This window comes from Pseudomonas sp. P110(2024) (assembly GCF_057480795.1).
Map to the genome: position 1 here is coordinate 32,328 of NZ_JBLIYT010000002.1, position 13,998 is coordinate 46,325.

A 13,998-nucleotide genomic window follows, 5' to 3' on the forward strand; every position below is an offset into this window, starting at 1 on the left:
CATGACCGATACCCTGGACAAGAACTACATCATCGCCCTGGACCAGGGCACCACCAGTTCGCGCGCCATCATCTTCGATCGCGACGCCAACGTGGTGGGCACCTCGCAGCGTGAATTCGCCCAGCATTACCCGCAGGCGGGCTGGGTCGAACACGACCCGATGGAAATCTTCGCTACCCAGAGCGCGACCATGGTCGAGGCCCTGGCCCAGGCCGGCATCAGCCACGCCCAGGTCGCCGCCATCGGCATCACCAACCAGCGTGAGACCACCGTCGTCTGGGACAAGGAAACCGGCCGCCCGGTGTACAACGCCATCGTCTGGCAATGCCGCCGCAGCACCGACATCTGCGCCCAGCTAAAGCGCGACGGCCACGAGCAGTACATCCGCGAAGCCACCGGCCTGGTCACCGACCCGTACTTCTCCGGCACCAAGCTCAAGTGGATACTCGACAATGTCGAAGGCGCCCGCGAACGCGCCGAACGTGGCGAGCTGCTGTTCGGCACCATCGATACCTGGCTGATCTGGAAATTCTCCGGCGGCAAGGTGCATGTCACCGACTACACCAACGCCTCGCGTACGCTGATGTTCAACATCCATTCGCTGCAGTGGGACGAGAAGCTGCTCGATATCCTCGGCATTCCGCGCCAGATGCTGCCTGAAGTGCGCCCATCGTCCGAGGTCTATGGCAAGACCAAGAGCGGCATCGACATCGCCGGTATCGCCGGCGACCAGCAATCGGCGCTGTTCGGCCAGATGTGCGTCGAACCGGGCCAGGCCAAGAACACCTACGGCACCGGCTGCTTCCTGCTGATGAACACCGGCGCCAAGGCGGTCCAGTCGTCTCACGGCCTGCTCACCACCATCGCTTGCGGCCCACGCGGCGAGGTGGCCTACGCCCTCGAGGGCGCGGTGTTCAATGGCGGCTCGACCGTGCAGTGGCTGCGCGACGAGCTGAAGATCGTCAACGACGCCTACGACACCGAGTACTTCGCCAGCAAGGTCAAGGACAGCAATGGCGTCTACCTGGTACCGGCCTTCACCGGCCTGGGCGCGCCGTACTGGGATCCGTACGCTCGTGGCGCATTGTTCGGCCTGACCCGTGGCGTCAAGGTCGATCACATCATTCGCGCCGCCCTGGAGTCGATCGCCTACCAGACCCGCGATGTGCTCGACGCCATGCAGCAGGACTGCGGCCAGCGCCTCTCCGAACTGCGCGTGGACGGTGGCGCAGTGGCCAACAACTTCCTCATGCAGTTCCAGGCCGACATTCTCGGCACCTGCGTGGAGCGCCCGAAAATGCGCGAGACCACGGCGCTGGGCGCGGCCTACCTGGCGGGCCTTGCCTGCGGTTTCTGGAGCGGCCTGGACGAGTTGCGCGACAAGGCGATCATTGAACGCGAGTTCAGCCCGCAACTGGATGAAGTGGCGAAAGAGAAGCTGTACAAGGGCTGGCGCAAGGCTGTTGACCGTACCCGCGACTGGGAAGATCACGACGCCTGATCTAGTAATGCAGGGGCTGCCGTGCAGCCCCAGTTGACCAACGGCCTACTGGTCGTCATCTCCGTCCTACGGCATCATTGCAGAATTTGTCCGGCAGCCCCAAAGGACCGCCCATGAATCTGCCCCCACGCCAACAACAAATCCTCGAGCTCGTCCGCGAACGCGGCTATGTCAGCATCGAAGAGATGGCGCAGCTGTTCGTCGTCACCCCGCAGACCATCCGCCGCGATATCAACCAGCTTGCCGAGGGCAACCTGCTGCGCCGTTATCACGGTGGCGCGGCCTACGACTCGAGCATTGAGAACACCGCCTACGCCATGCGCGCCGACCAGATGCGCGACGAGAAGCAACGCATCGCCGAAGCCGTGGCACGGCAGATTCCCGACCATGCCTCACTGTTCATCAACATCGGCACCACCACCGAATCCATCGCCCGCGCCCTGCTCAACCACAACCACCTGAAGGTCATCACCAACAACCTGCACGTAGCGGCGATCCTGGCGGCCAAGGACGACTTCGAGGTACTGGTGGCCGGCGGCACGGTCCGTCGCGACGGCGGCGTGGTCGGCCAGGCAAGCGTCGACTTCATCAGCCAATTCAAGGTCGATTTCGCCGTGGTCGGCATCAGCGGTATCGACGAAGACGGCAGCCTGCTGGACTTCGACTACCAGGAAGTACGTGTATCCCAGGCGATCATCAGCAACGCCCGCCAGGTGCTACTGGCGGCGGACTCGAGCAAGTTCGGCCGCAATGCCATGGTTCGCCTCGGTTCGATCAGCCTGATCGACTGCCTGGTGACCGACCAGGCCCCTTCTTCTGCCCTGACGCAGTTGCTCAATCAGTACAAGATTCGTCTCGAGGTGGTTTGAAGCAGAGGCCGTGGGAGGGCGAAGGGCGCAGGCCTCAGCCCTTGTATCGCCTGTGAGATCAAGCGCCGCGCGGGCGGCGCTCGATCTCAATGCCCCTGAAAATCTTCAACCGTTCACCCCACCTTTTTCACAAATGTTCATTTCCCTGTCATCCGATCAGTTTTTTCTATAAAGACTGACTGGCAGCCGCCTGTTCATTGCGCTAGTATTTTCGAAAACGAACATTAATGTTCATATTCGATGTGAACAGCCCCAGGAGGCCTTGCCCGTGTCCCAGCCCGTTTCGTCCCAGCCACCACTCCAGGACTGCTACGACCTCGCCGTGATCGGCGGTGGCATCAATGGCGTCGGTATCGCTGCCGATGCCGCCGGGCGCGGTCTGAAGGTGTTCCTTTGCGAAAAGGATGACCTGGCACAGCACACCTCCTCGGCCAGCAGCAAGCTGATCCACGGCGGCCTGCGCTACCTGGAGCACTACGAATTCCGCCTGGTGCGCGAAGCACTGGCCGAACGCGAAGTGCTGCTGGCCAAGGCGCCACACATCGTCAAGCCCATGCGCTTCGTGCTGCCCCATCGCCCGCACCTGCGCCCGGCCTGGATGATCCGTGCCGGCCTGTTCCTCTATGACCACCTGGGCAAGCGCAAGCGTCTGGGCGCCTCGCGCGGCCTGCGATTCGGCCCAGGCTACCCGCTCAAGCCAGTCATCACCCGCGGCTTCGAATACGCCGACTGCGCGGTGGACGATGCTCGCCTGGTGGTGCTCAATGCCATGGCCGCCCGGGAGAAGGGCGCGCACATCCATACCCGCACCCGTTGCCTGCGCGCCGAACGCGTCGACGGCCTGTGGCAGGTGGAACTGCAGCATGCCGATGGCAGCCTGCAGAGCATCCGCGCCCGGGCACTGGTGAACGCTGCCGGCCCTTGGGTCGCCAGCTTCATCAAGGACGACCTCAAGCTCGATGCGCCGTACGGCATTCGCCTGATACAAGGCAGCCACCTGATCGTGCCGCGCCTGTACGAGGGCGAACACGCCTACATCCTGCAGAACGAAGACCAGCGCATCGTCTTCTGCATTCCTTACCTGGATCGCTTCACCCTGATCGGCACCACCGACCGCGAATACAGCGGTGACCCGGCCAAGGTGGCGATCACCGAACAGGAAACCGACTATCTGCTCAAGGTGGTCAACGAGCACTTCAACCACCAGCTCAGCCGCGCCGATATCCTGCACACCTATTCCGGCGTGCGCCCGCTGTGCAACGACGAATCGGACAACCCTTCGGCCGTGACCCGCGACTACACCCTGGCGCTGTCTGCCGCCCAGGGCGAGGCGCCGTTGCTGTCTGTGTTTGGCGGCAAGCTGACCACATACCGCAAGCTGGCCGAATCAGCCATGGCCGAGCTGCAGCCATTCTTCACCCAGATGCGCGGCAGTTGGACCGCAGGCGCACCACTCCCCGGCGGTGAAAGCATGACCACCGCACCAGCCCTGGTCGATGCGCTGGTGGCACGTCATGCCTGGCTGCCACTGGATATTGCCAAGCGTTGGGCCACGACCTATGGCAGCCGTGTGTGGCGTCTGCTCGACGGTGTCAACGGCCCCGAAGACCTCGGCCAGTCGATGGGCGGTGGCCTGTTCACCCGCGAGGTCGACTACCTGTGCACCGAAGAATGGGCCAGCAGCGCCGACGACATCCTCTGGCGCCGCACCAAGCTGGGCCTGTTCACCAGTGCGATCGAGCAACAGGCACTGGCTGACTACTTGCAGCAGACCCAGGGCAACCGCGTGCAGGCTGCCTGACGCCAAACTGCTAAAGCTTGGGTTCGATCATCATCCATGGGGCCGCTTTGCGGCCCCAATGCATCTGACTGATGCATCTGCGCGCAGCCATTCGTTCGGATTTCCGAATGCGCCACACCCCATCCTTTCGGAAATCCGTACGACACATACTGTCGTAAAGGCATCAAAAAACATTAATCCCCAGCATTTTCGCGGCGTTATGATCGACATCAGAGCTTGGCACGACTCATGCTCTACACTTGGAAGCCGAATGCACCACGCTTCATGCTGTATTCGTTGAACGAAAGAGTCCGCCAACGGCTCCATAAAAAAAACAAACACGTCGAGGAAAATTTGATGCGCATCGTTCGTCAATTGCTGGGCGCCGCCATCGCGGCAGCAGTCATTTCGTCGCCGGTCATGGCCGAAGAACTGACCGGCACCCTGAAGAAGATCAAGGACTCCGGCACCATCACCCTGGGCCATCGCGACTCCTCCATCCCGTTCTCCTACCTGGCCGGCAGCACCGCACCGGTAGGCTACTCCCACGACATCCAGCTGGCCGTCGTCGACGCCCTGAAGAAGCAACTGGGCACCGACATCAAGATCAAGTACAACCTGGTCACCTCGCAGACCCGCATCCCGCTGGTGCAGAACGGCACCGTGGACCTTGAGTGCGGTTCCACCACCAACAACGTCGAGCGCCAGCAGCAGGTCGGCTTCTCGGTGGGCATCTTCGAAGTCGGCACCCGCCTGCTGACCAAGGTCAAGGATGGCCAGCCATCCTATAAAGACTTTGCCGACCTGGCCGGCAAGAACGTGGTGACCACCGCCGGCACCACCTCCGAGCGCATCCTCAAGGCGATGAACGCCGACAAGCAGATGAAGATGAACGTGATCTCCGCCAAGGACCACGGTGAAGCCTTCAACATGCTCGAAAGCGGCCGCGCCGTGGCCTTCATGATGGACGACGCCCTGCTGGCCGGTGAAATGGCCAAGGCCAAGAAGCCTGCCGACTGGGTCATCACCGGCACGCCACAGTCGTACGAAATCTACGGCTGCATGGTGCGCAAGGACGACCCGGCCTTCAAGAAAGCGGTCGACGAGGCCATCGTCGCCTACTTCAAGTCGGGTGAAGTCAACAAGAGCTACGACAAGTGGTTCCAGCAGCCGATCCCGCCAAAGGGCCTGAACCTGCAGTTCCCGATGAGCGACGAGCTGAAGAAGCTGATCGCCGAGCCGACCGACAAGGCGGCGGACGAGAAGAAGTCCTGACCTCCGGCAAATAGTGGCCTGAAGCGCCTCCGCGCGAATCCATCCAACAGGCCACTTAGTTAGTGTCTAACCTTTACATCCGAGGGCGTCGAACGCCCCCGGATGTATCGAGGTGCCCGTGAAACAACCGTCTGAGGGGAAATCCCGATGAATTACAACTGGGACTGGGGCGTGTTCTTCAAGTCCACTGGCGTGGGCAGCGAAACCTATCTGGACTGGTACATCAGCGGTCTGGGCTGGACCATCGCCATCGCCATCTCCGCCTGGATCATCGCCTTGCTGCTGGGCTCGCTGCTCGGCGTGATGCGTACCGTACCCAACCGTCTGGTGTCAGGGATCGCCACCGCCTACGTCGAACTGTTCCGCAACGTGCCGCTGCTGGTGCAACTGTTCATCTGGTACTTCCTGGTGCCGGACTTGCTGCCAGAAGGCCTGCAGGAATGGTTCAAGCAGGACCTCAACCCGACCACCTCGGCACTGATCAGCGTGGTCATCTGCCTCGGCCTGTTCACCGCCGCCCGTGTCTGCGAGCAGGTGCGCACCGGCATCCAGGCGCTGCCCCGCGGCCAGGAGTCGGCCGGGCGCGCGATGGGCTTCAGCCTCCCGCAGATCTACATGAACGTGCTGCTGCCCCAGGCCTACCGGATCATTATTCCGCCGCTCACCTCGGAATTTTTGAACGTGTTCAAGAACTCCTCGGTGGCCTCGCTGATCGGCCTGATGGAACTGCTGGCGCAGACCAAGCAGACTGCCGAGTTCTCCGCGAACCTGTTCGAAGCATTCACCCTGGCCACCCTGATCTACTTCACCCTGAACATGGGCCTGATGCTGCTCATGCGCATGGTCGAGAAGAAAGTCGCGGTACCGGGCCTGATTTCCGTGGGAGGCAAGTAAATGGACATGGATTTCAGTGAAATCATCCCGGCCCTGCCCGCCCTCTGGGACGGCATGGTCCTGACCCTGCAACTGATGGTCATGGGCGTGGTCGGCGGTATTGCCCTGGGTACCATCCTTGCCCTGATGCGCCTGTCGTCGAACAAGCTGCTAGCTAATATCGCTGGCGCCTACGTCAACTACTTCCGCTCCATCCCGCTGCTGCTGGTGATCACCTGGTTCTACCTGGCGGTGCCGTTCGTGCTGCGCTGGATCACCGGCGAAGACACCCCGGTGGGCGCCTTCACCTCCTGCGTCGTGGCCTTCATGATGTTCGAGGCGGCCTACTTCTGCGAAATCGTCCGCGCCGGCGTGCAGTCGATCTCCAAGGGCCAGATGGGCGCCGCGCAGGCGCTGGGCATGAGCTACGGCCAGTGCATGCGCCTGATCATCCTGCCCCAGGCGTTTCGCAAGATGACCCCGCTGCTTTTGCAACAGAGCATCATCCTGTTCCAGGACACCTCGCTGGTCTACACCGTCGGCCTGATCGATTTCCTCAACTCGGCCCGCTCCAACGGCGACATCATCGGGCGCTCCCATGAGTTCCTGATCTTCGCCGGTGTCGTCTACTTTCTCATCAGCTTCTCCGCTTCCTGGTTGGTCAAGCGCCTGCAAAAAAGGATCGCCGTATGATTTCCATCAAGAACGTCAACAAGTGGTACGGGGACTTCCAGGTGCTGACCGACTGCAGCACCGAGGTCAAGAAGGGGGAAGTGGTGGTCGTGTGCGGCCCGTCCGGCTCGGGCAAGTCGACCCTGATCAAGTGCGTCAACGCACTGGAACCCTTCCAGAAGGGCGACATCGTGGTCGACGGGACCTCCATCGCCGACCCGAAGACCAACCTGCCCAAGCTGCGTTCGCGGGTGGGCATGGTGTTCCAGCACTTCGAGCTGTTCCCTCACCTGTCGATCACCGAGAACCTGACCATCGCCCAGCGCAAGGTGCTCGGCCGCAGCGAGGCGGAAGCCACCAAGAAAGGCCTGGCCCTGCTCGACCGCGTAGGCCTCGGCGCCCACGCCAAGAAGCATCCCGGCCAGCTGTCCGGTGGCCAGCAGCAGCGCGTGGCGATCGCTCGCGCCCTGTCGATGGACCCGATCGTCATGCTGTTCGACGAACCGACCTCGGCGCTGGACCCGGAGATGGTCAACGAAGTGCTCGACGTGATGGTCGAGCTGGCCCACGAAGGCATGACCATGATGTGCGTGACCCATGAGATGGGCTTTGCGCGCAAGGTCGCCAACCGGGTGATCTTCATGGACAAGGGCCACATCATCGAGGATTGCCAGAAGGAAGACTTCTTCGGCAACCCCGAAGGCCGCCACGAACGCACTCAACACTTCCTCAGCAAGATCCTGCAACACTAAGCAGGCACTGCTGCCCGGCGCTGCCGGGCAGCGGATGCTGGTGGTGACAAGGCCACTGTGATGAAATGCGACCCCTCGCTCCTTCGCCCTGCCCAGCCTGCCGTGAAATCCCGTCTGATCCGCCAACTGCTCCTCCCGCCCCTGGTCATTCTACTGATGGTTGGGCTGGGCTTCGTTGGCTTCTTGATCAGCGAGAGCAACGGCATCCGCACCCTCAGCGAGAACGGCGAGCGCCAGCTGGAGCTGCACGCCCGTACCGTCGAAAGCGAAATCAGCAAGTACACCTACCTGCCCAGCCTGCTGGAGTTGGAAGACAGCGTCTCGCGCCTGCTCACCGACCCCGAGGCCGGTGACCGTCAGGCCGTCAACGAATACCTCGAGGGCCTGAACCGGCGCAGCCGCAGCCGGGCGATCTTCGTCCTCGACACCAACGGCAGGGTCCAGGCCACCAGCAACTGGCGCGACGCCGACTCCTTCCTCGGCGAGGACCTGGCGTTTCGCGCCTACTTCCAAGTCGCCGTGCGCGGCGAGCCGGGGCGCTTCTACGGCATCGGCAGCACCACCGGCGAGGCCGGCTACTACCTGGCACACGGGTTGGAGGAACACGGCAAGATCATCGGCGTGGCGGTGATCAAAGTTCGCCTGGACACCCTTGAGGAGCGCTGGCAGCGTGCCCGTCTGGAGGCCTTTGTCAGCGACGAGAACGGCATTATCATTCTCTCCAGCGACCCGGCCCGGCGCCTGAAATCAGTACGCCCGCTCACCCCGCAGATCAAGGAGCGCCTCGCGCGCAGCCTGCAATACTACTGGTGGCCGCTCAACGAACTGCAACCGCTGGCCCGCGAAACCCTGGCCGACGGCGTGGAAAAGCTCACCTTCCCGGCCAACAGCGAGACCGACCAGGGCAAGCAACGTGAAGTCTCCTACCTGGCCCAGACCCGCCGCCTGGTCGACACCCCCTGGCATTTCACCCTGCTCACCCCGCTGCAGGACCTGCGCCGCGAATCGATGATGCAGGGCATCCTGGTGGGCGTGGCCTTCGCCCTGCTGGCGATCCTGGCCATCGCCTGGAACGAGCGGCGCAAGGTGATCGCCACCCGCCTGGCCGCCCGCGAGGCCCTGGAAGAGGCCAACAGCCAGCTGGAACGCAAGATCACCGAGCGCACCGCCGACCTGCGCGCCAGCAACGAACGGCTCAAGGGCCAGATCCGCGAGCGCCGCCACGCCGAGCAGACCCTGCGCCACGCCCAGGACGAACTGGTTCAGGCCGGCAAGCTGGCGGCCATCGGGCAGATGTCCACCAGCATTGCCCATGAGTTGAATCAGCCGCTAGCGGCCTTGCGCACCCTGTCCGGCAACACCGTGCGCTTCCTCGAACGCGGCGCGCTGGAAACCGCCAGCGCCAACCTGCGCACCATGAACGACCTTATCGACCGCATGGGCCGCATCACCGCCAGCCTGCGCTCGTTCGCCCGACGTGGCGACGACAGCGGCCAGGCCTCGCTAGAAAAGGCGGTGGAGGCTACCTTGCAGGTGCTGGCCAACCGCATCAGCGCCTGCCACCTGCAACTGCACCGACAGTTCGACGATCAACTGCTGGCCATCGACCAGACCCGGCTGGAACAGATCCTGGTCAACCTGATCGGCAACGCCCTCGACGCCATGGCCACCCAACCCCTGCCGCAACTGTGGCTCGAAGGCGAGACGCAGGGCGACAAGTATCGCCTGCGGGTGCTCGACAACGGCCACGGCATCGATGCCGAGGCGCGCAAGCACCTGTTCGAACCTTTCTTCACCACCAAACCGGGCGAGCATGGCCTGGGCCTGGGCCTGACCCTGTCGGCGAGCCTGGCCACCGCCGCCAAGGGTACACTGAGCGTCGAACATCCCGCCGGTGGCGGCACCGCGTTCGTGCTTGCCCTGCCCCTGGTCACGCCCCCTAGCGAATTGGCTGAGCCTCTATGAAACAAGCACCTCTCACCGTCCTGATCGTCGAAGACGACCCGCACGTGCTGCTCGGCTGCCAGCAGGCGCTGGCCCTGGAAGACATCGCCTGCGAAGGCGTCGGCAGCGCCGAGCAGGCCCTGGAGCGCATCGGCGACGACTTTGCCGGCATCGTCGTCAGCGATATCCGCCTGCCGGGCATCGATGGCCTGGAGCTACTCAACCGCCTCAAGGCCCGCGACCGCAGCCTGCCGGTGGTGCTGATCACCGGCCACGGCGACATCGACATGGCGGTCGGCGCCATGCGCAACGGCGCCTACGACTTCATGGAGAAACCCTTCTCGCCGGAGCGTCTGGTCGAGGTGGTGCGCCGGGCACTGGAACAGCGCGGCCTGTCTCGCGAGGTATTCGCCCTGCGCCGCCAACTGGCCGAACAGAGCAGCCTGGAAGGGCGTATCATCGGCCGCTCGCCGGCCATGGAGCAACTGCGCGAACTGATCGCCAACGTCGCCGACACCTCGGCCAACGTGCTGATCGAAGGCGAGACCGGCACCGGCAAGGAGCTGGTCGCCCGCTGCCTGCACGACTTCAGCCGGCGCCAGGGCCAGCCGTTCGTGGCGCTGAACTGCGGCGGCCTGCCGGAGAACCTGTTCGAAAGCGAGATCTTCGGCCACGAGGCCAACGCCTTCACCGGTGCCGGCAAGCGTCGCATCGGCAAGATCGAGCACGCCAATGGCGGCACGCTTTTCCTCGACGAGGTGGAGAGCATGCCGATCAACCTGCAGATCAAGCTGCTGCGCGTGCTGCAGGAGCGCACCCTGGAGCGCCTGGGCTCGAACCAGAGCATCCCGGTGGACTGCCGGGTGATCGCCGCTACCAAGTCCGACCTCGCCACCCTGGGCCAGAGCGGCCAGTTCCGCAGCGACCTGTACTACCGGCTCAACGTCGTTACCCTGGAGCTGCCACCACTGCGTGAGCGTCGCGAAGACATCCTGCAACTGTTCGAGCACTTCCTGCAGCAATCTGCCCTGCGCTTCGACCGCGAAGCGCCAGCGCTAGACAGCCAGACCCTGTCGCGGCTGATGGCTCACGACTGGCCGGGCAACGTGCGCGAGCTGCGCAACGTCGCCGAGCGCCATGCCCTGGGGCTGCCCGCATTCAAGAAGGGCCCAAGCGGCGGCGCCAGCCAGGGCCTGGGTTTTGCCGAGGCGGTGGAAGCGTTCGAACGCAACCTGCTCAGCGACGCCCTGCAGCGCACCGGCGGCAACCTCAGCCAGGCCAGCTTGGAGCTGGGCATGGCCAAGACCACGCTGTTCGACAAAGTGAAGAAGTACGGCCTCGGCTGATCGGCAACCCCAATCCTGGAATGAAAACGTGGACCTGGTATTCAAAGCGGCCCTGGGCGCCGGGGTGGTGGTGCTCCTGGCAATCCTGTCGAAGACCCGCAACTATTACATTGCCGGCTTGGTGCCGCTGTTTCCCACCTTTGCCCTGATCGCCCACTATATCGTCGGCAAGGGGCGGTCGCTGGAAGACCTGAAGGCCACCATCCTGTTCGGCATGTGGTCGATCATTCCCTACTTCGTCTATCTGGCGACGCTCTACGTGCTGGTCGATCGCCTGCGCCTGGAAGCTTCGCTGGTGCTGGCCACTGTGGCCTGGCTGATGGCGGCGACGGTGCTGGTGAGCGTTTGGGTAAGGATGCATTGAACCTATCGCGAAACGATGCTGGAAGCGGGCCTGCCGCGAGAGCCTTTAAAGCCGGGCAATATGCGTGACATCCTGTCGATGCGCCTGCAGGTAGGGTAGAACCGCCCCCAACAACGGCGCCTTGAACGGCTCCTGAAAGCGATGCGCCAGCCCAGGAATCAGCCGCAACTGGCTACCCTGGATATGCGCCGCCAGATGCACCCCGTGCATCACTGGCAACAAGGGATCGGCGGTGCCGTGCACCACCAGCGTCGGCACCCGCAATTGATTGAGCAGTTCGACCCGGCTGGGTTCGGCAAGGATCGCCATGATCTGGCGTTTGGCCCCTTCCGGATTGAACGCCCGGTCATAGGCCACGGCAGCTTGTTCCAGCAGCGCGGCACGGTCATCCCGCACCTCGGGGCTGCCCAGTGCCGCCAGCAGATCGGCCTGCTGCTCGATGGCCACCTCGCGGCTCGGCGCACTGCGCCGCGCCAGCAACTGCACCAAAGCCGGATCCGGCGCCGGCAGGCCGGCAGCGCCCGAACTGGACATCACCAGGGTCAGGCTGCTCACCCGCTCCGGGGCCATCGCCGCCAGGTGCTGCGCGATCATGCCGCCCATGCTCACCCCCAGCACATGAAACTGACGGATCCCCAGGGCATCCATCAGGCGCAAACCGTCACCGGCCATGTCGGTGAGGGTATAAGGCGCCGACACCGGCAGCCCCAGCTTGTAGCGCAGCAGTTCGACGGTCAGGTTGGCCGAGGCAGGCAGTTGGTTCCAGCGCGACAGGCCGACATCGCGGTTGTCGTAGCGGATCACCCTGAAACCCTGGCGACACAAGGCCTCGACCACATCGTCCGGCCAGTGGATCAACTGCCCGCCCAGGCCCATGACCAGCAACAGCGCCGGGTCACGGGGCGCGCCGACGCTCTGGTAGACCAGGCTCAGTTCACCCAGTTCGGCCCGTTGCACCGGCACATGGACGTCGCAGCGACCCTCGGCGAAACTCGCCGGCACGCTGACCAGCAGCAAGAAGAAAAGCAGTAAAGCCCGCATGAAAGAAACACCAGAATGCAGATCCCCAGTAGAGCGCGAGTCTGATGAAATCCGTTCGGGCGCGCTGCCACAAAACCGTGACAGTTTCGTGAACCCGGCCGAGCGGTCGTGTATATCCGGTTGTCGACAGCCCAGTGCAACATGAGGGAAACTCAACGCCAACTCGTTTTAGTTCAAAGAATGCTCACGGAGCCGTCGTGCTGGAAATCCGCCACCTGAAAACCCTTCATGCCCTACGCGAAGCCGACAGCCTTGTGGAGGCCGCCGAGCGCCTGCACCTGACCCAGTCAGCGCTGTCACACCAGTTCAAGGAGTTGGAAGAGCGCCTGGGCCTGCCGCTGTTCGTGCGCAAGACCAAGCCCATCCGCTTCACCAGCGCCGGCCTGCGCCTGCTGCAACTGGCCGACGCCACCCTGCCGCTGCTGCGCGGCGCCGAACGCGATATCGCCCGCCTGGCCGGCGGCACCGCCGGACGCCTGCACATGGCCATCGAGTGCCACAGCTGCTTCCAATGGCTGATGCCGACCATCGACCAGTTCCGCGACGCCTGGCCGGAGGTGGAACTGGACCTGGCCTCGGGCTTCGCCTTCGCCCCGCTGCCGGCCCTGGCCCGTGGCGACCTGGACCTGGTGGTGACCTCCGACCCCGTGGACCTGGCCGGCATCACCTACGTGCCGCTATTCACCTATGAGGCCATGCTCGCCGTGGCCAACCAGCATGCGCTGGCCAGCAAGCCGTTCATCGTGCCCCAGGACCTGCTCGATCAGACCCTGATCACCTACCCAGTGGAGCGCGACCGCCTGGACATCTTCACCCGTTTCCTGGAGCCGGCCGACATCGAGCCGGCGGCGGTGCGCACCTCGGAGCTGACGGTGATGATGATGCAACTGGTGGCCAGCGGCCGCGGCGTGTGCGGCATGCCGCACTGGGCGCTGCACGAGTACAGCTCGCGGGGCTACGTGAAGGGCAAGCGCCTGGGCGAGAAAGGGTTGTTCGCCACGCTCTACGCCGCAGTGCGCACCGACATGCTCGATGCGCCATACATGCGCGACTTCCTGCTGACCGCCAAGGACACCTCGTTCGCCACCCTGGACGGGGTCAGCGCGGTACGTTGAGGCCTTCACGCCACAGCGGCAGGATCAGGTCGCGAGTCAGAGGGGCCAGATCCAGGTCCGTGGCCTGGTCGGCGGACAGCCAGGTCACCTCTTCGATTTCCGCCGCCGGGCTTACCGTCTCGACGCATTGGACGCGAAACAACTCGGCTTGCACTTCGAAGCCCGGTTCGTTGGCGGCCGGGGCACTGAAACGGCCCAGGTGAACGGCCTGGGCCGGATCGACGCACAAGCCCAGCTCCTCGTGCAGCTCGCGCACCAGCGCCTGGGCCGGCGACTCGCCCGCATCGATCTTGCCGCCGGGCTGCATGAACGCCTGGGTGCCGCGTTTGCGGACCAGCAGGGTGCGGCCTTGCAGGTCGATGAGCAGAGCGGCGGCGATACGGATGGTGTTGGACATACTGGACTCACGAGCAGATGAAGGGCCGCAGAATACCTGACCAGGCCCTATCGCGGGGCAAGCCCACGC

Annotated in this window: 13 protein-coding genes; 11 read left to right on the plus strand and 2 right to left on the minus strand. The window is 63.8% G+C overall.

The window, feature by feature from the left end; translation table 11 throughout:
• The first annotated feature begins 1 nt into the window (after position 1).
• The 10 genes from glpK (at position 2) to AC25ND_RS03205 (ending at position 11,376) form a co-directional block, all read left to right on the plus strand.
• Positions 2-1,501, plus strand: coding sequence for a glycerol kinase GlpK (gene glpK / locus AC25ND_RS03160; protein ID WP_182322165.1), 1,500 nt, complete (start codon positions 2-4; stop codon positions 1,499-1,501).
• Positions 1,502-1,614: 113 nt separating this feature from the next.
• Positions 1,615-2,370 (plus strand): DNA-binding transcriptional repressor GlpR, encoded by a 756-nt coding sequence (glpR, locus tag AC25ND_RS03165; RefSeq protein ID WP_062363536.1) that lies wholly within the window; start codon positions 1,615-1,617, stop codon positions 2,368-2,370.
• 268 nt (positions 2,371-2,638) lie between these two features.
• The gene (gene glpD / locus AC25ND_RS03170) at positions 2,639-4,171 is read left to right on the plus strand and encodes a glycerol-3-phosphate dehydrogenase (RefSeq protein ID WP_062363533.1); all 1,533 of its coding nucleotides are present in this window, start codon (positions 2,639-2,641) and stop codon (positions 4,169-4,171) included.
• A gap of 336 nt (positions 4,172-4,507) precedes the next feature.
• Positions 4,508-5,425, plus strand: coding sequence for a glutamate/aspartate ABC transporter substrate-binding protein (locus tag AC25ND_RS03175; RefSeq protein ID WP_028690091.1), 918 nt, complete (start codon positions 4,508-4,510; stop codon positions 5,423-5,425).
• 147 nt (positions 5,426-5,572) lie between these two features.
• Positions 5,573-6,319 (plus strand): amino acid ABC transporter permease, encoded by a 747-nt coding sequence (locus AC25ND_RS03180; RefSeq protein ID WP_028690092.1) that lies wholly within the window; start codon positions 5,573-5,575, stop codon positions 6,317-6,319.
• The gene (locus AC25ND_RS03185) at positions 6,320-6,991 is read left to right on the plus strand and encodes an amino acid ABC transporter permease (RefSeq protein ID WP_028690093.1); all 672 of its coding nucleotides are present in this window, start codon (positions 6,320-6,322) and stop codon (positions 6,989-6,991) included.
• Complete coding sequence (locus AC25ND_RS03190) at positions 6,988-7,722, plus strand: amino acid ABC transporter ATP-binding protein (RefSeq protein ID WP_028690094.1); 735 nt, start codon at positions 6,988-6,990, stop codon at positions 7,720-7,722. Before AC25ND_RS03185 ends, AC25ND_RS03190 begins: the two co-directional genes overlap by 4 nt.
• A gap of 60 nt (positions 7,723-7,782) precedes the next feature.
• A complete protein-coding gene (gene aauS / locus AC25ND_RS03195; RefSeq protein WP_028690095.1) occupies positions 7,783-9,687 on the plus strand; it encodes a two-component sensor histidine kinase AauS in 1,905 nt (634 codons plus the stop codon).
• Positions 9,684-11,012, plus strand: a complete 1,329-nt coding sequence (aauR, locus tag AC25ND_RS03200; protein WP_028690096.1) for a two-component response regulator AauR — start codon at positions 9,684-9,686, stop codon at positions 11,010-11,012. The genes aauS and aauR overlap by 4 nt, the downstream gene beginning before the upstream one ends.
• 28 nt (positions 11,013-11,040) lie before the next feature.
• The gene (locus tag AC25ND_RS03205; RefSeq protein ID WP_028690097.1) at positions 11,041-11,376 is read left to right on the plus strand and encodes a GlpM family protein; all 336 of its coding nucleotides are present in this window, start codon (positions 11,041-11,043) and stop codon (positions 11,374-11,376) included.
• Between the two features lie 45 nt (positions 11,377-11,421).
• On the opposite strand, the gene AC25ND_RS03210 is transcribed toward AC25ND_RS03205, so the two are convergent.
• On the minus strand, positions 11,422-12,417 hold the full coding sequence (locus AC25ND_RS03210) for an alpha/beta fold hydrolase (RefSeq protein ID WP_062363530.1): 996 nt from the start codon (positions 12,415-12,417) through the stop codon (positions 11,422-11,424).
• Positions 12,418-12,614: 197 nt separating this feature from the next.
• On the opposite strand from AC25ND_RS03210, the gene metR reads away from it, so the two are divergent.
• Positions 12,615-13,532: a transcriptional regulator MetR gene (gene metR, locus AC25ND_RS03215; protein WP_028690099.1), complete on the plus strand. Its 918-nt coding sequence runs from the start codon at positions 12,615-12,617 to the stop codon at positions 13,530-13,532.
• On the opposite strand, the gene AC25ND_RS03220 is transcribed toward metR, so the two are convergent.
• The gene (locus AC25ND_RS03220; protein ID WP_028690100.1) at positions 13,516-13,929 is read right to left on the minus strand and encodes an NUDIX hydrolase; all 414 of its coding nucleotides are present in this window, start codon (positions 13,927-13,929) and stop codon (positions 13,516-13,518) included. The genes metR and AC25ND_RS03220 overlap by 17 nt on opposite strands.
• Between the last annotated feature and the right edge of the window lie 69 nt (positions 13,930-13,998).

What these genes read in the sequence shown, in the direction of transcription:
- AC25ND_RS03220 (WP_028690100.1), bottom strand. Translation starts at nt 13,929, where the DNA reads ATGTCCAACACCATCCGTATCGCCGCCGCTCTGCTCATCGACCTGCAA.
- AC25ND_RS03190 (WP_028690094.1), top strand. Translation starts at nt 6,988, where the DNA reads ATGATTTCCATCAAGAACGTCAACAAGTGGTACGGGGACTTCCAGGTG.
- aauS (WP_028690095.1), top strand. Translation starts at nt 7,783, where the DNA reads ATGAAATGCGACCCCTCGCTCCTTCGCCCTGCCCAGCCTGCCGTGAAA.
- AC25ND_RS03185 (WP_028690093.1), top strand. Translation starts at nt 6,320, where the DNA reads ATGGACATGGATTTCAGTGAAATCATCCCGGCCCTGCCCGCCCTCTGG.
- glpR (WP_062363536.1), top strand. Translation starts at nt 1,615, where the DNA reads ATGAATCTGCCCCCACGCCAACAACAAATCCTCGAGCTCGTCCGCGAA.
- AC25ND_RS03175 (WP_028690091.1), top strand. Translation starts at nt 4,508, where the DNA reads ATGCGCATCGTTCGTCAATTGCTGGGCGCCGCCATCGCGGCAGCAGTC.
- AC25ND_RS03210 (WP_062363530.1), bottom strand. Translation starts at nt 12,417, where the DNA reads ATGCGGGCTTTACTGCTTTTCTTCTTGCTGCTGGTCAGCGTGCCGGCG.
- AC25ND_RS03180 (WP_028690092.1), top strand. Translation starts at nt 5,573, where the DNA reads ATGAATTACAACTGGGACTGGGGCGTGTTCTTCAAGTCCACTGGCGTG.
- glpK (WP_182322165.1), top strand. Translation starts at nt 2, where the DNA reads ATGACCGATACCCTGGACAAGAACTACATCATCGCCCTGGACCAGGGC.
- aauR (WP_028690096.1), top strand. Translation starts at nt 9,684, where the DNA reads ATGAAACAAGCACCTCTCACCGTCCTGATCGTCGAAGACGACCCGCAC.